Annotated in this window: 11 protein-coding genes; 6 read left to right on the top strand and 5 right to left on the bottom strand. The window is 57.7% G+C overall.

Annotated features, from left to right (window positions below):
- Positions 1–3: 3 nt before the first annotated feature.
- The 4 genes from AC1MEE_RS08365 to AC1MEE_RS08350 all read left to right on the top strand — a co-directional run bounded on the left by AC1MEE_RS08365 (position 4) and on the right by AC1MEE_RS08350 (position 6,585).
- Positions 4–3,183 carry an efflux RND transporter permease subunit gene (locus AC1MEE_RS08365; RefSeq protein ID WP_480414868.1) on the top strand — a complete coding sequence of 1,060 codons (3,180 nt, stop codon included), beginning with the start codon at positions 4–6 and terminating at the stop codon, positions 3,181–3,183.
- A complete protein-coding gene (locus tag AC1MEE_RS08360; protein WP_480414867.1) occupies positions 3,180–4,574 on the top strand; it encodes an efflux transporter outer membrane subunit in 1,395 nt (464 codons plus the stop codon). The genes AC1MEE_RS08365 and AC1MEE_RS08360 overlap by 4 nt, the downstream gene beginning before the upstream one ends.
- A gap of 173 nt (positions 4,575–4,747) precedes the next feature.
- The gene (locus AC1MEE_RS08355; RefSeq protein ID WP_480414866.1) at positions 4,748–5,848 is read left to right on the top strand and encodes a tetratricopeptide repeat protein; all 1,101 of its coding nucleotides are present in this window, start codon (positions 4,748–4,750) and stop codon (positions 5,846–5,848) included.
- A gap of 374 nt (positions 5,849–6,222) precedes the next feature.
- On the top strand, positions 6,223–6,585 hold the full coding sequence (locus tag AC1MEE_RS08350) for a histone-like nucleoid-structuring protein, MvaT/MvaU family (protein ID WP_480414865.1): 363 nt from the start codon (positions 6,223–6,225) through the stop codon (positions 6,583–6,585).
- Positions 6,586–7,131: 546 nt separating this feature from the next.
- On the opposite strand, the gene AC1MEE_RS08345 is transcribed toward AC1MEE_RS08350, so the two are convergent.
- Positions 7,132–7,683: a DUF4946 domain-containing protein gene (locus AC1MEE_RS08345; RefSeq protein ID WP_480414864.1), complete on the bottom strand. Its 552-nt coding sequence runs from the start codon at positions 7,681–7,683 to the stop codon at positions 7,132–7,134.
- Positions 7,684–7,838: 155 nt separating this feature from the next.
- Here AC1MEE_RS08345 and gloA point away from each other — a divergent pair, with 155 nt between their 5' ends.
- A complete protein-coding gene (gene gloA / locus AC1MEE_RS08340; protein WP_480414863.1) occupies positions 7,839–8,360 on the top strand; it encodes a lactoylglutathione lyase in 522 nt (173 codons plus the stop codon).
- Positions 8,361–8,434: 74 nt separating this feature from the next.
- Here gloA and ahpF read toward each other — a convergent pair whose 3' ends face one another.
- The 3 genes from ahpF to AC1MEE_RS08325 all read right to left on the bottom strand — a co-directional run bounded on the left by ahpF (position 8,435) and on the right by AC1MEE_RS08325 (position 11,748).
- On the bottom strand, positions 8,435–9,997 hold the full coding sequence (gene ahpF / locus AC1MEE_RS08335; protein ID WP_480414862.1) for an alkyl hydroperoxide reductase subunit F: 1,563 nt from the start codon (positions 9,995–9,997) through the stop codon (positions 8,435–8,437).
- A 125-nt stretch (positions 9,998–10,122) separates the two neighbouring features.
- The gene (ahpC, locus tag AC1MEE_RS08330; protein ID WP_480414860.1) at positions 10,123–10,686 is read right to left on the bottom strand and encodes an alkyl hydroperoxide reductase subunit C; all 564 of its coding nucleotides are present in this window, start codon (positions 10,684–10,686) and stop codon (positions 10,123–10,125) included.
- A 102-nt stretch (positions 10,687–10,788) separates the two neighbouring features.
- Positions 10,789–11,748 carry a site-specific integrase gene (locus AC1MEE_RS08325; protein ID WP_480414859.1) on the bottom strand — a complete coding sequence of 320 codons (960 nt, stop codon included), beginning with the start codon at positions 11,746–11,748 and terminating at the stop codon, positions 10,789–10,791.
- A gap of 177 nt (positions 11,749–11,925) precedes the next feature.
- Between AC1MEE_RS08325 and AC1MEE_RS08320 the strand changes: the two genes are divergently transcribed.
- Positions 11,926–12,933, top strand: coding sequence for a DNA-binding protein (locus AC1MEE_RS08320; RefSeq protein ID WP_480414858.1), 1,008 nt, complete (start codon positions 11,926–11,928; stop codon positions 12,931–12,933).
- Between the two features lie 21 nt (positions 12,934–12,954).
- Here the strand turns inward: AC1MEE_RS08320 and AC1MEE_RS08315 are convergent, their stop codons facing one another.
- Entirely contained in the window at positions 12,955–15,462 is a 2,508-nt protein-coding gene (locus AC1MEE_RS08315; protein ID WP_480416185.1) for a PAS domain S-box protein, read from the bottom strand.
- Positions 15,463–15,466: the final 4 nt, after the last annotated feature.

The raw sequence follows: 15,466 nt of genomic DNA, 5'->3' as shown, positions 1-15,466 counted from the left end.
CATATGAATTTTTCTCAATTCTTTATTTCGCGACCGATCTTCGCAGCGGTGCTGTCGCTGCTGATCCTGATCGCCGGCGCTATCTCACTGTTCCAGCTACCCATCAGTGAGTACCCGGAAGTGGTGCCGCCGACCGTGGTGGTACGTGCCAACTTCCCGGGCGCCAACCCCAAGGTCATCGGTGAAACCGTCGCTGCGCCGCTGGAGCAGGCCATCACCGGTGTCGAGAACATGCTGTATATGTCCTCGCAATCCACCGCTGACGGCAAGATCACCCTGACCATCACCTTTGCGCTGGGCACTGACCTGGACAACGCTCAGGTACAGGTGCAGAACCGCGTAACCCGGACCGAGCCGAAACTTCCTGAAGAAGTGACGCGCATTGGTATCACCGTGGACAAGGCCTCTCCCGACCTGACCATGGTTGTGCACTTGACCTCGCCGGACAAACGCTACGACATGCTTTACCTGTCCAACTACGCCATCCTCAATATCAAGGATGAGCTGGCGCGACTGGGTGGCGTCGGTGACGTGCAGCTGTTCGGTATGGGCGATTACTCCCTGCGCGTCTGGCTCGATCCGAACAAGGTGGCTTCACGCAACCTGACCGCGACCGATGTCGTGAACGCGATTCGTGAACAGAACCGTCAGGTCGCAGCTGGCTCGCTGGGCTCCCCTCCGGCGCCGAATGCCACCAGCTTCCAGATGTCGGTGAACACTCAAGGCCGTCTGGTGAGCGAGGAAGAGTTCGAGAACATTATCATTCGCTCGGGCGCCGATGGTGAGATCACTCGCCTCAAGGACATCGCTCGCGTCGAACTCGGCTCCAGCCAGTACGCTTTGCGTTCTCTGTTGAATAACCAGCCTGCGGTGGCGATCCCGATCTTCCAGCGTCCTGGCTCGAACGCCATCGAAATCTCCAATGAAGTTCGCGCCAAAATGGCCGAATTGAAGAAAAATTTCCCACAAGGCATGGACTACTCGATCGTCTATGACCCAACCATCTTCGTGCGCGGCTCCATCGAGGCGGTGGTTCATACCCTGTTCGAAGCGCTGATTCTGGTGGTGCTGGTGGTGATCCTGTTCCTGCAAACGTGGCGCGCTTCGATCATCCCGCTGGTAGCGGTTCCGGTGTCGTTGATCGGTACCTTTGCTGTGATGCACCTGTTTGGCTTCTCGCTCAACGCGCTGTCGCTGTTCGGCCTGGTACTGGCCATCGGTATCGTAGTGGACGACGCCATCGTGGTGGTGGAGAACGTCGAACGGAACATCGAGCTTGGATTGACACCGGTCGAAGCCACCAAACGCGCCATGCGTGAAGTCACCGGCCCGATTATCGCCACGGCGCTCGTACTCTGTGCGGTGTTCATCCCGGCAGCATTCATCTCTGGCTTGACCGGGCAGTTCTATAAACAGTTCGCCCTGACCATTGCGATTTCGACGGTGATTTCGGCCTTCAACTCCCTGACCCTGTCGCCTGCCCTGTCGGCCGTGTTGCTCAGAGCTCACGACGCACCGAAGGATGGTTTCTCCAAGGTCCTCGACAAGTTGCTGGGTAGCTGGTTGTTCCGTCCGTTCAACCGCTTCTTCGATAAGGCCAGCCATGGCTATGTCGGTACCGTAGGCCGGGTCATCCGTAGCAGCGGCATTGCTTTGTTCCTCTATGCCGGTTTGATCGTGCTGACCTGGTTCGGTTTCGCCAACACACCGACCGGTTTCGTCCCGACGCAAGACAAGCAGTACCTGGTGGCCTTCGCGCAACTGCCGGATGCGTCCAGCCTGGACCGTACTGAAGACGTGATCAAACGCATGTCTGACATCGCGCTCAAGCAGCCTGGTGTAGAAAGTGCGGTGGCCTTCCCGGGCCTGTCGATCAACGGTTTCACCAACAGCCCTAACGCTGGCATCGTCTTCGTGACCTTGAAGCCATTCGACGAGCGTAAGGACGCCAGCTTGTCGGCAGGTGCTATTGCCGGTGCCTTGAACGGCAAGTTCGGTGCAATCCAGGAAGCCTACATGGCAATCTTCCCACCACCACCTGTACAAGGGCTCGGCACCATTGGCGGCTTCCGCCTGCAGATTGAAGACCGTGGCAACCTGGGTTACGAAGCGCTGTACAAAGAAACCCAGAACATCATCACCAAGAGTCGCACTACGCCAGGACTGGCCGGGCTATTCACCAGCTACACGGTCAACGTGCCACAGGTCGATGCCGCTATCGACCGTGAAAAAGCCAAAACTCACGGCGTAGCGATTTCGGACATCTTCGATACCCTGCAGATCTACCTGGGTTCGCTGTATGCCAACGACTTCAACCGCTTTGGCCGTACCTATCAAGTCAACGTTCAGGCTGAACAGCAGTTCCGTCTGGAGGCTGACCAGATCGGTCAGTTGAAAGTACGCAATAACCTGGGCGAAATGATCCCGCTGGCGACCTTCATCAAGGTCAGCAACACCTCGGGCCCTGATCGCGTCATGCACTACAACGGCTTCATCACGGCGGAAATCAACGGCGCGGCCGCTCCGGGTTACAGCTCAGGGCAAGCTCAGATTGCCATTGAAAAGTTGCTCAAGGACGAACTGCCCAACGGTATGACCTACGAATGGACCGACCTGACCTACCAGCAGATTTTGTCCGGCAACACTGCACTGCTGGTGTTCCCGCTCTGCGTACTGCTGGCGTTCCTGGTACTGGCCGCTCTGTATGAAAGCTGGAGCCTGCCACTGGCGGTGATCCTGATTGTACCGATGACGCTGCTGTCGGCCATCGCCGGGGTGATCATTGCCGGTAGCGACAACAACATCTTTACCCAGATCGGCTTGATCGTATTGGTCGGCCTGGCCTGTAAGAACGCGATTCTGATCGTCGAATTCGCCAAGGATAAACAAGAGGAAGGCATGACCCCGCTGGCTGCGGTACTCGAAGCCTGCCGTCTGCGTCTACGCCCGATCCTGATGACCTCCTTCGCCTTCATCATGGGCGTCATCCCTCTGGTGTTGTCCAGCGGTGCGGGTGCTGAAATGCGTCATGCCATGGGCGTGGCAGTGTTCTCCGGGATGCTCGGGGTGACTTTCTTCGGTCTGCTGCTGACACCTGTGTTCTACGTGCTGATCCGTAACTATGTGGGACGCAAGCAGGCTCGCAAAGCCGACAAGGCCCTGAAGCTGGAGGAGCAACAATGAGCGTGAAATTCTTTCTGCCGAGCCTGTTGGTCATCGCGCTGGCGGCCTGCACCGTCGGCCCGGACTACAAAGCCCCGGTGACAGCGCCGGCCAAGGTCGAGTCCGCAGCCCAAGGCAACTACGATCGCAGCCAAGTTCAAACCGTGTGGTGGCAACAGTTCGATGATCCGATCCTGAATCAACTGGTTGCTCAGTCGATGACGGGTAACCGTGAGTTGCGCGTGGCTTTCGCCCGATGGAAGGCAGCACGAGCGATTCGCGATGAGACCAGCATCAAAGAAATGCCGGTGATCACCAGTCGCGCCAGCGCCGATCTGGGCAAGGGTCAGCAACCGGGTGTGACGACCCAGCGGGTCAACACTGAGCGTTATGACCTGGGGCTGGACATGGCCTGGGAAGTCGACCTGTTTGGTCGCATCCAGCGCGAAGTGGAAGCCAGCAGCGCCGATGAGGACGTGGCCGAGGCCAATCTCTACCAGCTTCAGGTCACCATGACCGCTGAGCTGGTCGATGCCTACGGGCAACTGCGTGGCGCGCAACTGCGTGAAGGCATCGCAAGGGCCAACCTGAAAAACCAGCAGGACTCACGGACCGTCACCGTGAACCTGCGTGAGGCCGGTGTCGGCAACGAACTGGACGTGGTGCGTGCCGACGCGCGTCTGGCCGCCGTTGAGGCCAGCGTGCCTCAGTTGCAGGCTGAACAAGTACGGCAGCGCAATCGCATCGCCACGCTATTGGGCGAGCGTCCGGAGAACCTGACCGTCGATTTGAGCCCGGCGAAATTGCCGGCGATTGCCAAAGCCTTGCCGATCGGTGATCCGACCGAGCTGCTGCGCCATCGTCCCGACGTGCGCAGCGCCGAGCGCCAATTGGCAGGAGCAACGGCTCGCATCGGTGTGGCCACCGCAGATCTGTTCCCTCGGGTCAGCCTCAGTGGTTTCCTCGGTTTCACCGCCGGGCGCGGCTCCCAAATCGGCTCTTCGGCAGCGCAGGCCTGGTCGCTGGGCCCAAGCATTACCTGGGCGGCCTTTGACCTGGGCAGCGTTCGGGCACGGATTCGCGGGGCCAATGCCGAAGCCGACGGTGCACTGGCCAACTACGAGCAGCAAGTACTGCTGGCCCTGGAAGAATCCGAAAACGCTTTCAGCGATTACGGCAAACGCCAACAGCGCCTGATCTCGCTGATTCGTCAAAGCGAAGCGAGCCGCAAGGCGGCGGATCTGGCGTCGATCCAGTACCGCGAAGGCACGGTGGACTTCCTCGTGCTGCTCGATGCCGAGCGTGAGCGTCTGGCGGCTGAAGATTCTCAGGCTCAGGCCGAGGTCGACACGTACCGTGGGATTGTTGCCATTTACAAAGCATTGGGTGGTGGCTGGCAGCCACAGGCCTGATGCTTCGAACCACTCATTTGGTTGACTTCCACGGTTAACCTTTTTAGCCCCGCTTCCGCGGGGCTTTTTTTGGGCCCGCGCAAAACGTTCTTTCGAGCAGGCCCAAACGATTGCCGTTTGACAGCTGCCAGTCACTCCCTGAAGCTGCAAGCCGTCATGAACTGGATATTGGTATGCCAAAACCGCCTCTGAAAGGTTCTTCCGCTGAACCAAAAGCCCGCCGTCCATGGCGTCTCGGTTATACGATCACGCTACTGGTCATCGCTTTTGGCGTCGGCCTGCTGTTGTTTCGCGGCATCTCCTCTACCCCGCCTCCCCGTGTCCCGCCGCTCAGCTATACCCACGCCCTGGAGCAAGCACATAACGGTAAGCCGGGGGCGGCTCGGGTGCTTTATCAGCAACTGGCCCGTACCGACCTGTCGGGCATCCGTCGCGCCAGCCTGCTTGTCGAGCTGGCCAACTACCCCAGCCCGCAAGCATTGAAACTGGCGGGTGCCGATCTGCACAGCGACGCACCAATAGTCCAGCAGGCGGCGATCGATGCCATCGTCAAGCTGGTTTCCGGCAGTCAGCGCAGCGTGCTGCTGGGGCCTCTGCTCGATGAGGCGGACCAGACCACTCGTTTCAACGCGGCGAAAGCGCTGCTGGGCCTCACGCCCGATGAAGTAGGGCTGTACTTCAGTTCGATGGAGCAGGTCGTCGACGAATATGAAGACGTACTGAATGCACAGTCACCAACCAGTGAGAACCAGTTGCAACTGGCCAGGCTATATCTGCACACAGGTAATCAGGATCGGGCCTTGAAGGCGCTGGAACAGGTGCTCACGCTGGAGCCCAATAATCTGGAAGCCGGATTGGCCCAGATCGAGCTGCTCGATAAGCAGGGTCAGGCCGACAAGGCCCGACAACTGCTGGGACAACAACTGGAACGCAACCCAAAATCGGCGCTGCTGCAGCACGCACTTGGCATGTGGTTGCTAAGCCACGGGCAAAACGAATACGCGCTGCTGGGATTGGCCAAGGCACTGGAGCTGGAGCCGGAGAACAATGACTACCGCTACGACCTGGCGGTGGCCCTGCATGGCCTTGATCAACTGGAGGCGGCACAGAAGCAACTCGAAGAAATCCTGCAGCGTCAGCCTGCCAATCGAGCCGCCCGGGTGCTGTTGATCCATTACTGGCAAGAAAGCGGACAGCTGCAAAAGGTGCAGGTGTTGCTCGCAGAGCTGGAGCAACAAAACCCGGACGATCCGGCGCTGCAACAAGGGCTGTAAAACACCGAAATACGCCCCTGGAGCCGACACTTCAGGTTTCCCGACGTGCGGCTAATATCGGAAATAACTTACAAACTCCGTCATCTGATATCACAGAGAATGAGGCCGACGACTAAGTGGCAATTTTCCCTTCGCTATACTCAATTGCATAAAGACTATTTTCTAACTCGAAAAAAAAGTGCATGATTTACCTGCAACTGGTGAACAACTACCCCTTTCACTTGAGCGTGACTGACAGCAGACCGTTAGTTTCGTCACAGAAAGAAAACGCTCAAGGGTCGGGTAGAGGACTGAAGGAACGAATCGGCCAGACGCTTTTGTTTATAGCTTTGTCAGGCTGGGAACAGCCAACTACACTGTCGGAGTAACTATATTTGTCCAGACTCGCCGAGTTTCGCGCAGCAGAAAAAGCCCTTCAAGAACAGCTTGCTCAGCTGGAGTCCTTGAAGAATGACGCCGGACTAAAAAAGGAGATCGAATTCGAACAGAAGCTCCAGGGCTTGATGAGCAGCTACGGCAAGAGCCTGCGCGACATCATCGCCATCCTTGACCCAAAAAGCTCGCTGCCTCAGGCCGCGCCTGCTGGTATCAAGCGCCGCAGAGCCCGTGTCGTGAAGGTCTATCAGAATCCGCACACTGGCGAGCTGATTGAAACCAAAGGCGGCAATCACCGCGGCCTGAAGTCCTGGAAATTGCAATACGGTGTCGACACCGTAGACTCATGGCTTCGTGCTTGATCGAAACTGTCGAACTAAAAAGCCCTGCATAGCAGGGCTTTTTAGTGCCTGTCAATTTTGCCGCCGCGAAGATGTGTCACTCGTTCAGCGTTCCGACAGGAAAGGAATGCCCAGTAAGCTCGACACTACGAAAAAAGCTCAACAAGGTAAAAATTCATACAATCATTTCGGACTATGCCTTCAGCTTAGTGCTTGACCGCCCCTCACTTTTTCCGCTCGTCGAGAATGTAACAAGACCGGAATTACAGGCACTTCCAGTGCTTGATACTGGATAACAGGTTATCTAGTGGCAGTTCAGTGTTGCACATTCATTGCATTCAATCCTTGCCCGGCCGGAGATACATCGGAGGCTCTATCCCCTGCGAGTTTATGGCACCCGCTCCGCGTCGCCCTTGCTCAACTAGCCAGCCAGGCTTTTTTCTTCACACATTTTTCACATCGATTCTTACAGGATGAAGGCTGCTAAAGGATTAGCGCCCCAATGCCCGCTTCGGCGGGCTTCTTTTTGCCTGTTATTTGGCGCCAGTGTTTTTAACGCTCGTGGGTTTATTGCGTAACGACCAGCTGCAGGCTGCCCCGAATGCGCTGCACCTCATCTTTAGTCGCCTCATAACCGTCGGCAGAACCTGCGTAGGAAAGTGACCAGGCCATGTCCTTGTTCGCGGCAGCTACCAGCGTCTGGGTCATCACATGCCCGCCGTTCTGAGTGATGGTGCAGGTGGTTTCCAGCGCCGGAAGATCGCTCAGCGTGCTTTGATGGACCTTGCTGCAGACACTCTGAAATCCGTCACGGACAAAATTGATCTGAACCGATTTGCGCATTTCCAGTAATACGCTTTGTACATTGACGTCATGCCCCGGCTGAAGCCGCGTTTGAGTCAGCTCCATGACCATGATCGGGTCACCATTCTGATCATTCTTCACCGCCCGCTGTCTCATCTGGACTGACGGTTGGCCATCGACTTCGGCAGCCGGTGGCAATGGCTCGACTTCCCAGCCAGCAGGCCAGGTGATCATCGCGTCGGCGGCATGGGCACTGCTCATGACGAACAGAAGGCACAGGCTTATCAACGATGATCTGCATTGCGGGTAAATCATGATAGGTACCACAGGGACAATGAGCCGGAAAGTTTGAGCCTGTCTCCACCAACGGACAAGGCTTTACCGTCTTTTTATCGTCGGCCAGGTTTGGCACTGCCCGCCTTGCCCCGTATCATTTGGCAATTACGCGAATACTTGAACTGGAGATATCCATGAGCTTGCACGAATTGAACACCTTTGCCGGCGTAACCGCCGAACCGGATGCCGCGACCCAGGGCTTTGTGTTCAACCACACCATGCTGCGGGTCAAGGATATTACCGCGGCCCTGGATTTCTACACCCGCGTGCTGGGCTTCAGCCTGGTTGAAAAGCGTGACTTTCCGGAAGCCGAATTCAGCCTGTACTTCCTTGCGCTGGTTGATCAAGCCCAGATCCCTGCTGATGACGTCGCCCGCAACCAATGGATGAAGTCCATTCCCGGGATTCTGGAGCTGACTCACAACCACGGCACGGAAAACGACCCTGCCTTCGCTTATCACAATGGCAACGCCGACCCGCGCGGCTTTGGTCATATCTGCATTTCAGTCCCGGATGTTCACCTGGCCTGCGAGCGATTCGAAAACCTGGGCGTACCCTTTCAAAAACGCTTGGCCGACGGCCGCATGAACCACCTGGCCTTCATCAAAGACCCGGATGGCTATTGGGTCGAAATCATTCAGCCAACGCCGCTCTGATCTCACTGCGCAGCAGAAAACACTGATAAAAAAATCCCCCTGCATGCAGGGGGATTTGTTGTCAGCGCGCCCAATTATTCTGGAGCGGAGGTGCGGATCAGGTGATCGAATGCACTCAGCGAAGCCTTGGCACCCTCCCCCAGCGCAATAACGATCTGTTTGAAGGGCACGGTGGTGACGTCGCCAGCAGCGAAGATCCCGTGAGCCGAGGTCTCGCCACGGGAGTCGACAACGATCTCGCCGCGCGGTGACAGCTCGACAGTACCCTTGAGCCAATCGGTGTTAGGCAGCAAGCCGATCTGCACGAAGATACCCTCCAGCTCAACGGCGATTTCTTCGCCATTCAGGCGATTCTTGTAGCGCAAACCGTTGACCTTCTGGCCGTCGCCGGTAGCCTCGGTGGTCTGTGCATTAGTGATGACCGTCACGTTCGGCAGGCTGTGCAACTTGCGCTGCAACACCGCGTCGGCACGCAACTGCACGTCGAACTCCAGCAAGGTGACATGGCTGACGATACCGGCCAGGTCGATAGCCGCTTCCACGCCAGAGTTACCGCCGCCGATCACGGCAACACGCTTGCCCTTGAACAGCGGGCCATCGCAGTGCGGGCAGTACGCCACGCCACGGTTGCGATACTGCTGCTCGCCGGGCACGTTCATTTCACGCCATCTTGCACCGGTCGCGATGATCACGGTCCTGGCTTTGAGCGAAGCACCGCTGGCGAACTTCACTTCATGCAACTCACCGGCCTTGCCCGGAATCAAATGATCCGCGCGTTGCAGGTTCATGATGTCGACTTCGTATTGCTTGACGTGTTCTTCAAGTGCCACAGCCAGCTGAGGACCTTCGGTGTGCTGGACGGAGATGAAGTTCTCAATGGCCATGGTATCGAGCACCTGGCCACCAAAGCGCTCTGCCGCGACACCGGTACGAATACCTTTGCGTGCGGCGTAGATCGCGGCAGCGGAACCTGCAGGACCACCGCCAACCACCAGCACATCAAACGTTTCTTTGGCGTTGAGCTTTTCAGCCTGACGATCACCGGCGCTGGTATCGATCTTGGCCAGAATTTCTTCCAGACCCATGCGGCCCTGGCCGAACAACTCACCGTTCAGATAAATGCTTGGCACTGACATGATCTGACGATCAGTGACTTCGGCCTGGAACAACGCACCGTCGATAGCGACGTGCTTAACGTTCGGATTGAGCACGGCCATCAGGTTCAGGGCCTGGACCACATCCGGGCAGTTCTGGCAGGACTGGGAAAAATAGGTTTCGAAATTGAATTCACCCTTGAGCGAGCGAACCTGTTCGATAACGTCCGCACTGGCTTTAGAGGGGTAGCCGCCGACTTGCAGCAGCGCCAGCACCAGCGAGGTAAATTCGTGGCCCATGGGGATGCCGGCGAAACGCAGGCTGATATCAAATCCCGGACTATTCAACGAAAAGGACGGTGTGCGCCCATCGGAGCCGTTGTCTTGCACGGTAATGAGCGGCGAAAGACTGGCGACGTCTTTGAGCAACGCGAGCATTTCTTCAGATTTCGCGCCGTCATCAAGGGACGCGACGATCTCGATCGGCCGGGTAACCCGTTCCAGGTATGACTTCAACTGGGCTTTAAGATTGGCGTCCAACATGAGGGCGATTTCCTTTTTCGTTCGGTAGAAAAAACAACGCCCAGGCGATAGTCGCCCGGGCGTTTTTGGGGGCGATGCGGTTTACGTGCTTAAGAGCTCATAGCCCCCAGCCGATTCACGGCGACTTAGATCTTGCCGACCAGGTCCAGAGACGGGGCCAGAGTGGCTTCGCCTTCTTTCCATTTGGCTGGGCAAACTTCGCCTGGGTGGGCAGCGACGTACTGAGCGGCTTTGACCTTGCGCAGCAGCTCGGAAGCATCACGGCCTACGCCACCATCGTTGAGTTCAACGATTTTGATCTGGCCTTCCGGGTTGATCACGAAGGTGCCACGGTCTGCCAGGCCCACTTCTTCGATCAGCACGTCGAAGTTGCGCGAGATCAGGTGAGTCGGGTCGCCGATCAGTGGAAATTGGATTTTGCGGATGGTGTCCGAGGTGTCATGCCAGGCTTTGTGAGCGAAATGGGTGTCAGTCGACACGCCGTAGATTTCGACGCCCAGTTTCTGAAATTCAGCGTAGTTATCAGCCAGGTCGCCCAACTCGGTTGGGCATACGAAGGTGAAGTCGGCTGGGTAGAAGAACACGACAGACCACTTGCCTTTCAAGTCGGCTTCAGAAACGTCGACGAATGCGCCGTTCTGGAAAGCAGTCGCTTTAAACGGTTTTACTTGGCTGTTGATGATAGGCATCGGTGAATCTCCTGATGGTTGGGAAAATCTTATGAGGTGGATCTTACGTATAACCGGCAACGCGGGCTCATTGGCAAACCTCATGCTGCTGATTGGTTTTCACTATGAGAGGTGTCTATTAATAGAAGAAATCTGTGGCAGTTCTGCCTCGCCATTCATCGCCGTGAACGGCGTGGCTTCAATGTAGCGCATGGCTGACTTGATATCCTTCCAGCCAACGTAGCTCATCAGCGACTTGAGATCCCAGCCACTGCGGTGTGCCCACGTAGCAAAGCCCCGGCGCAACGAGTGACTGGTGTACTGCTCGGCGGGTATGCCCGCACGCTCCAAAGCCTGACGCAACAGCGGGATGATGCTGTTGGCGTGCAGGCCCTCATCACTGAGATTGCCCCAACGATCGATGGCTCTGAACACAGGCCCGCGCACCAGGGCAGCGCAGTTGATCCATTCAATGTAGGCCTGCACCGGGCACAAGCGCTGCAGGGCCGGGGTCTGGTAGGTTTTGCCCAGATTATCCCGATCACTTTTGCTGCGCGGCAGGTAAAGGCTGATCCCGGAGCCGGCGACGGCTTGCACGTGCTCGATGTCCAGGCGGCACAGCTCGTCGCTGCGAAAACCTCGCCAGAACCCCAGCAGAATCAGCGCTGCATCGCGACGGCAACGCAACAACCCAGGTTGATCGCCGTCAGCCAAGGCTTGCACGGCCTCCTGGTCGAGCCGTGCGATGACCTGCTCCAGGTGTTGCAGCTGCAACGGCTCGGCCTGCTTCTCCTGCACGGGGTGCAACGCGCGAATGCCCTTGAATACCTTGCGCACCACGGGCGCCTTGGTCGGGTCGGCAAAGCCCTGGCTGCTGTGCCATTGAGCCAAAGCCGACAGGCGCAACTTCAAGGTATTGATCGACAGTGCGCCCGCATAGGCCACCAGGTAACGCGCCACGCTGTCGCTGGTCGCCGGCAGAAACCCGCCCCACGTCACTTCGAAATGCTCGATCGCCGCCCGATAGCTGCGCCGTGTGTTGTCGCGGGTGGCGGCTGCAAGGTAGCGATCAAGATCATTCATGCCTGGAAATTCCGTTTGTGTACCGAAAAGCAGCGTTGAAACGCGTTTTTGGCGTCTAACACGGGATAATACCAGTATATCCCGTGTGTTTAATTAGAAATAAAGCAGAGATATTTGTATTAGTATAGTATGTAATTACATGATACATACCACAGTACGAAATCGTAGGAGCAAGGCATGGCACGCGGCGGTGTAAACAAGGCGGTGGTTCAAACAGCACGTATGGCGCTGCTGGCTCGTGGCGAACACCCGAGCATCGACGCAGTACGCATCGAAATGGGCAATACCGGCTCGAAGACGACCATTCACCGCTATTTGAAGGAGTTGGACGAATCCGATAACCGCAGCAGTGCGCCGCAGGCCGAGATTGGGGATGAGCTGACTGAATTGGTGGGCCGACTGGCGCAGCGACTGAACGAGCAGGCGCAAGCCCTGATCGATCAGGCACAGGCGGCCTTCAGGAGCAAACAGGATGAGTTGCAACATGAAATGGCGACGACGCAGCAGCAACTGAGCGAGCTGCAAAAACAGTTCGCCGCCCAACGTGATGAACTCAACACGCAGAACGCTGCCCTGGAGAGCACACGCCAAATCTTGCAGGCAGAACAAACCACAACCGCCCGCCTGTTTCAGGCCCATCAGGACCTTGAACTTCGCTTGCAGGACAAGGACGGGCAAATACGCTCACTGGAAGAAAAACACCTGCACGCTCGCGATGCCCTCGAACACTATCGCAACTCGATCAAGGAACAACGCGAGCAGGAACAGCGCCGTCACGAGGGGCAACTGCAGCAGGTGCAGATGGAGCTGCGTCAGGCCCAGCAGAGCGCGATGGTGCGCCAGGACGAAATCACTCAGCTGAACCGGGACAACGAGCGTTTACTCGGCGAAACCCGCAGTACGCTGCGCGAGCTGAGCGCGCGGCAGGAGCAGCTGAGTAAAGCGGCCAGCGAGACGGCAAGCTTGGGCGAGCAGTACCGACTCATGCAGACCCACGACGCGTTGCTGCAAGAACGCCTGAATACAGCGCAGAGCGAAAGCAGCCTGCTCAAACAGATGCTGACTGAGCAGCAGCAGTCAAATCAGGTGCTTCAGCTTGACCTGATCAAGGTGCAACTGGCCTTCGAAAACCTGCGCGTCTCCACGGCAGCCATCAACCACACACCCGAGACACCCACCGCTTGACGCACCGCACGGGCGAACCGATCAGGACCGTTCGCCCTCGATTATCTCGCGCACCTTGAGCGCCAGTTCATCGATGCTGAACGGCTTGATCAGCATGTCCATGCCTTGATCGAGAAAATCAGTGCGCACTTCAGCATCGGGTGCGTGACCGGTCATGAACAGCACACGCAAATCGGGACGATACTGACGCGCAATTTCAACCAGCTGTCGACCGTTAAGCCCCGGCAGGCCAATATCACTGACCAATAGATCGATACGCACCGAGCCTTGCAGCACAGCGAGCGCGGCCTTGCTATCGCACGCCTCCAGAGTCGAGTAACCGAGCTCTCGCAACACATCAGTCACCAGCATGCGCACAGCAACTTCATCTTCAACCACCAGCACTTGCTCGCCTTTCAGCGCCCGAGGGGTGCCGGGGTTCTCAGGTTCGGCGATGTGGCGCTCGCCCTGCTCCAGATGGCAAGGCAGGTACAAGTGGATGCGCGTGCCTTGCCGCTCGACGCTGTCGATCTGCACATGGCCGCCGGTTTGCTTGATGAACCCGTAGACCATGGACAATCCCAGCCCGGTGCCCTGCCCGACCGGTTTGGTGGTAAAGAAGGGATCGAATGCGCGACCGATGACCTCGGTCGACATTCCGAAGCCATTGTCCTCAACGCTCAGCAGTATGTACTCGCCAGGCGCCAGAGCGTCCTGCTGAGCATCGATACGGGCAACCGCGGTCCTGATGGTCAACCGTCCGCCGTCAGGCATGGCGTCGCGGGCGTTGATCACCAGGTTCAACAAAGCATTTTCCAACTGATGCTCGTCGGTGTTGGCTTGCCACAGTCGGGCCTGGAGGTCGATGTTCAGTTCGATGCTTTCGCCAATGGTGCGCCGCAGCAACTCCTCCATGGACCTCACCATTCGATTGACGTCCACAGCCTGCGGGTTCAGCGACTGGCGCCGAGCGAACGCCAACAACCGATGAGTCAACGAAGCGGCGCGATTGGCCGAAGTCATCGCGGCATTGATGTAGCGGTCGATTTCCCCCACGCGCCCGGCTGCCACGCGCCGCTGAATCAACTCTAGAGCGCCGAGCACACCGGTCAGCATGTTGTTGAAGTCATGGGCGATACCGCCAGTGAGTTGACCGATGGCATCCATTTTTTGCGCGTGGCGCAGCGCTTCTTCGGCGCTCTCGCGTTCACTCATTTCGACTTGCAGCAACTCGTTGATCGTCACCATTTCACGGGTGCGTTCCGCCACCCGCCGTTCCAGGCTCTCATTGAGATCTCGCAGGGCTTCTTCGGCGTTGACCTGAGCCGTGATGTCCGTGTGCGTTCCCAACCAATGGGTGATATGCCCCAGACCATCGCGGATCGGCAAGGCGCGGGACAAAAACCAGCTGTAGTTGCCGTCTTTGCCGCGCAACGGAAAGGTGTCTTCCCAGAGCGAACCGGTCGCAAAGCAATGCTTGACCCGCGCCGTGACCCGCTGGAAATGCTCGGGATGATGCACCGAACGCCAACCCAGGGCCTGCATGGCTTCGAGCGAGGTGCCGGTGTAGTCGTACCAGCGTTTGTTGTACCAGTAGATCTTGCCCGCCGGCTCAGCCGTCCAGGCAAGCTGGCTCATGTTATCGGCCAGGGTGCGAAATTGCAGTTCGCTTGCCCGCATTACCTGCTCAACCCGTGCGCGCTCGATACGTACTTTGGCCCGTTCGTCGGCCGCTCGGGTGCGGTCCGCGACTTCGCGGACCAGCGCGACGTCTTCGCACGACCACTGACGCGGTTGCTCGGAGCTTATATAAAGCAGCGCATTAAAGTGTCCGTCATCGACAAGCGGGGCAATCAACACACTGCGTACGGAGTAATCGGCATAGCGCCGGGCTGCCTTGGCGGTTCGCGGATCGCTATCCACGTCCTCGATAATGATCATCTCGCCCTGACTAAGGCTGCCGAGCAATCCTTCGCCGTACTCACTGATGCAGTGTAAGCCGCGACTGCTGCGTGCCGGTCTTTGCAACCATTCGCTTTCGATGACCAACAGACCCTGTATGTCGAAACGGCCATAGCCGATGCGCTGGACCTCCAGGGTCGAGCCCAGGCTTGCACCCAGATTGAAGACCACATCCTCGGCGCGGACCGCATCGTGCAACCGATCACTGAGTTGCAAAAGAAAAGCCTGACGATGGTTTGCGCGTTTGCGCTCATCAATATCAACGGCCACTCCGACCCAGTGCTGCAACGTGCCGTCGGCTGCCAGCACTGGCGTCCCTCGCTCCTCGAACCAGCGATAACGCCCATCGGCGTCGGCGAACTGAATTTCGGCACAATAAGGCTCGACATTGGTTTGCGCCACCGCCCAGACGGCCTTGAAGTGCTCAAGCTGATCGGGATGCACCACCGAGGACCAATCCGGCGAAGGCAGGTTCGGATCCAGGCCGGTGTATTCATACCAATAAGGATTGAAATAAGTGACATGTCCCTGGGCATCGGCCAGCCACACCATCTGCGAGCTAAGCTCGACCAGCGCGCGATAACGCACCTGA

Source organism: Pseudomonas sp. ASL3, from assembly GCF_056680425.1.
Note: the sequence above shows the minus strand (reverse complement) of the source record. Positions and strands in the feature narration are given on the sequence as shown.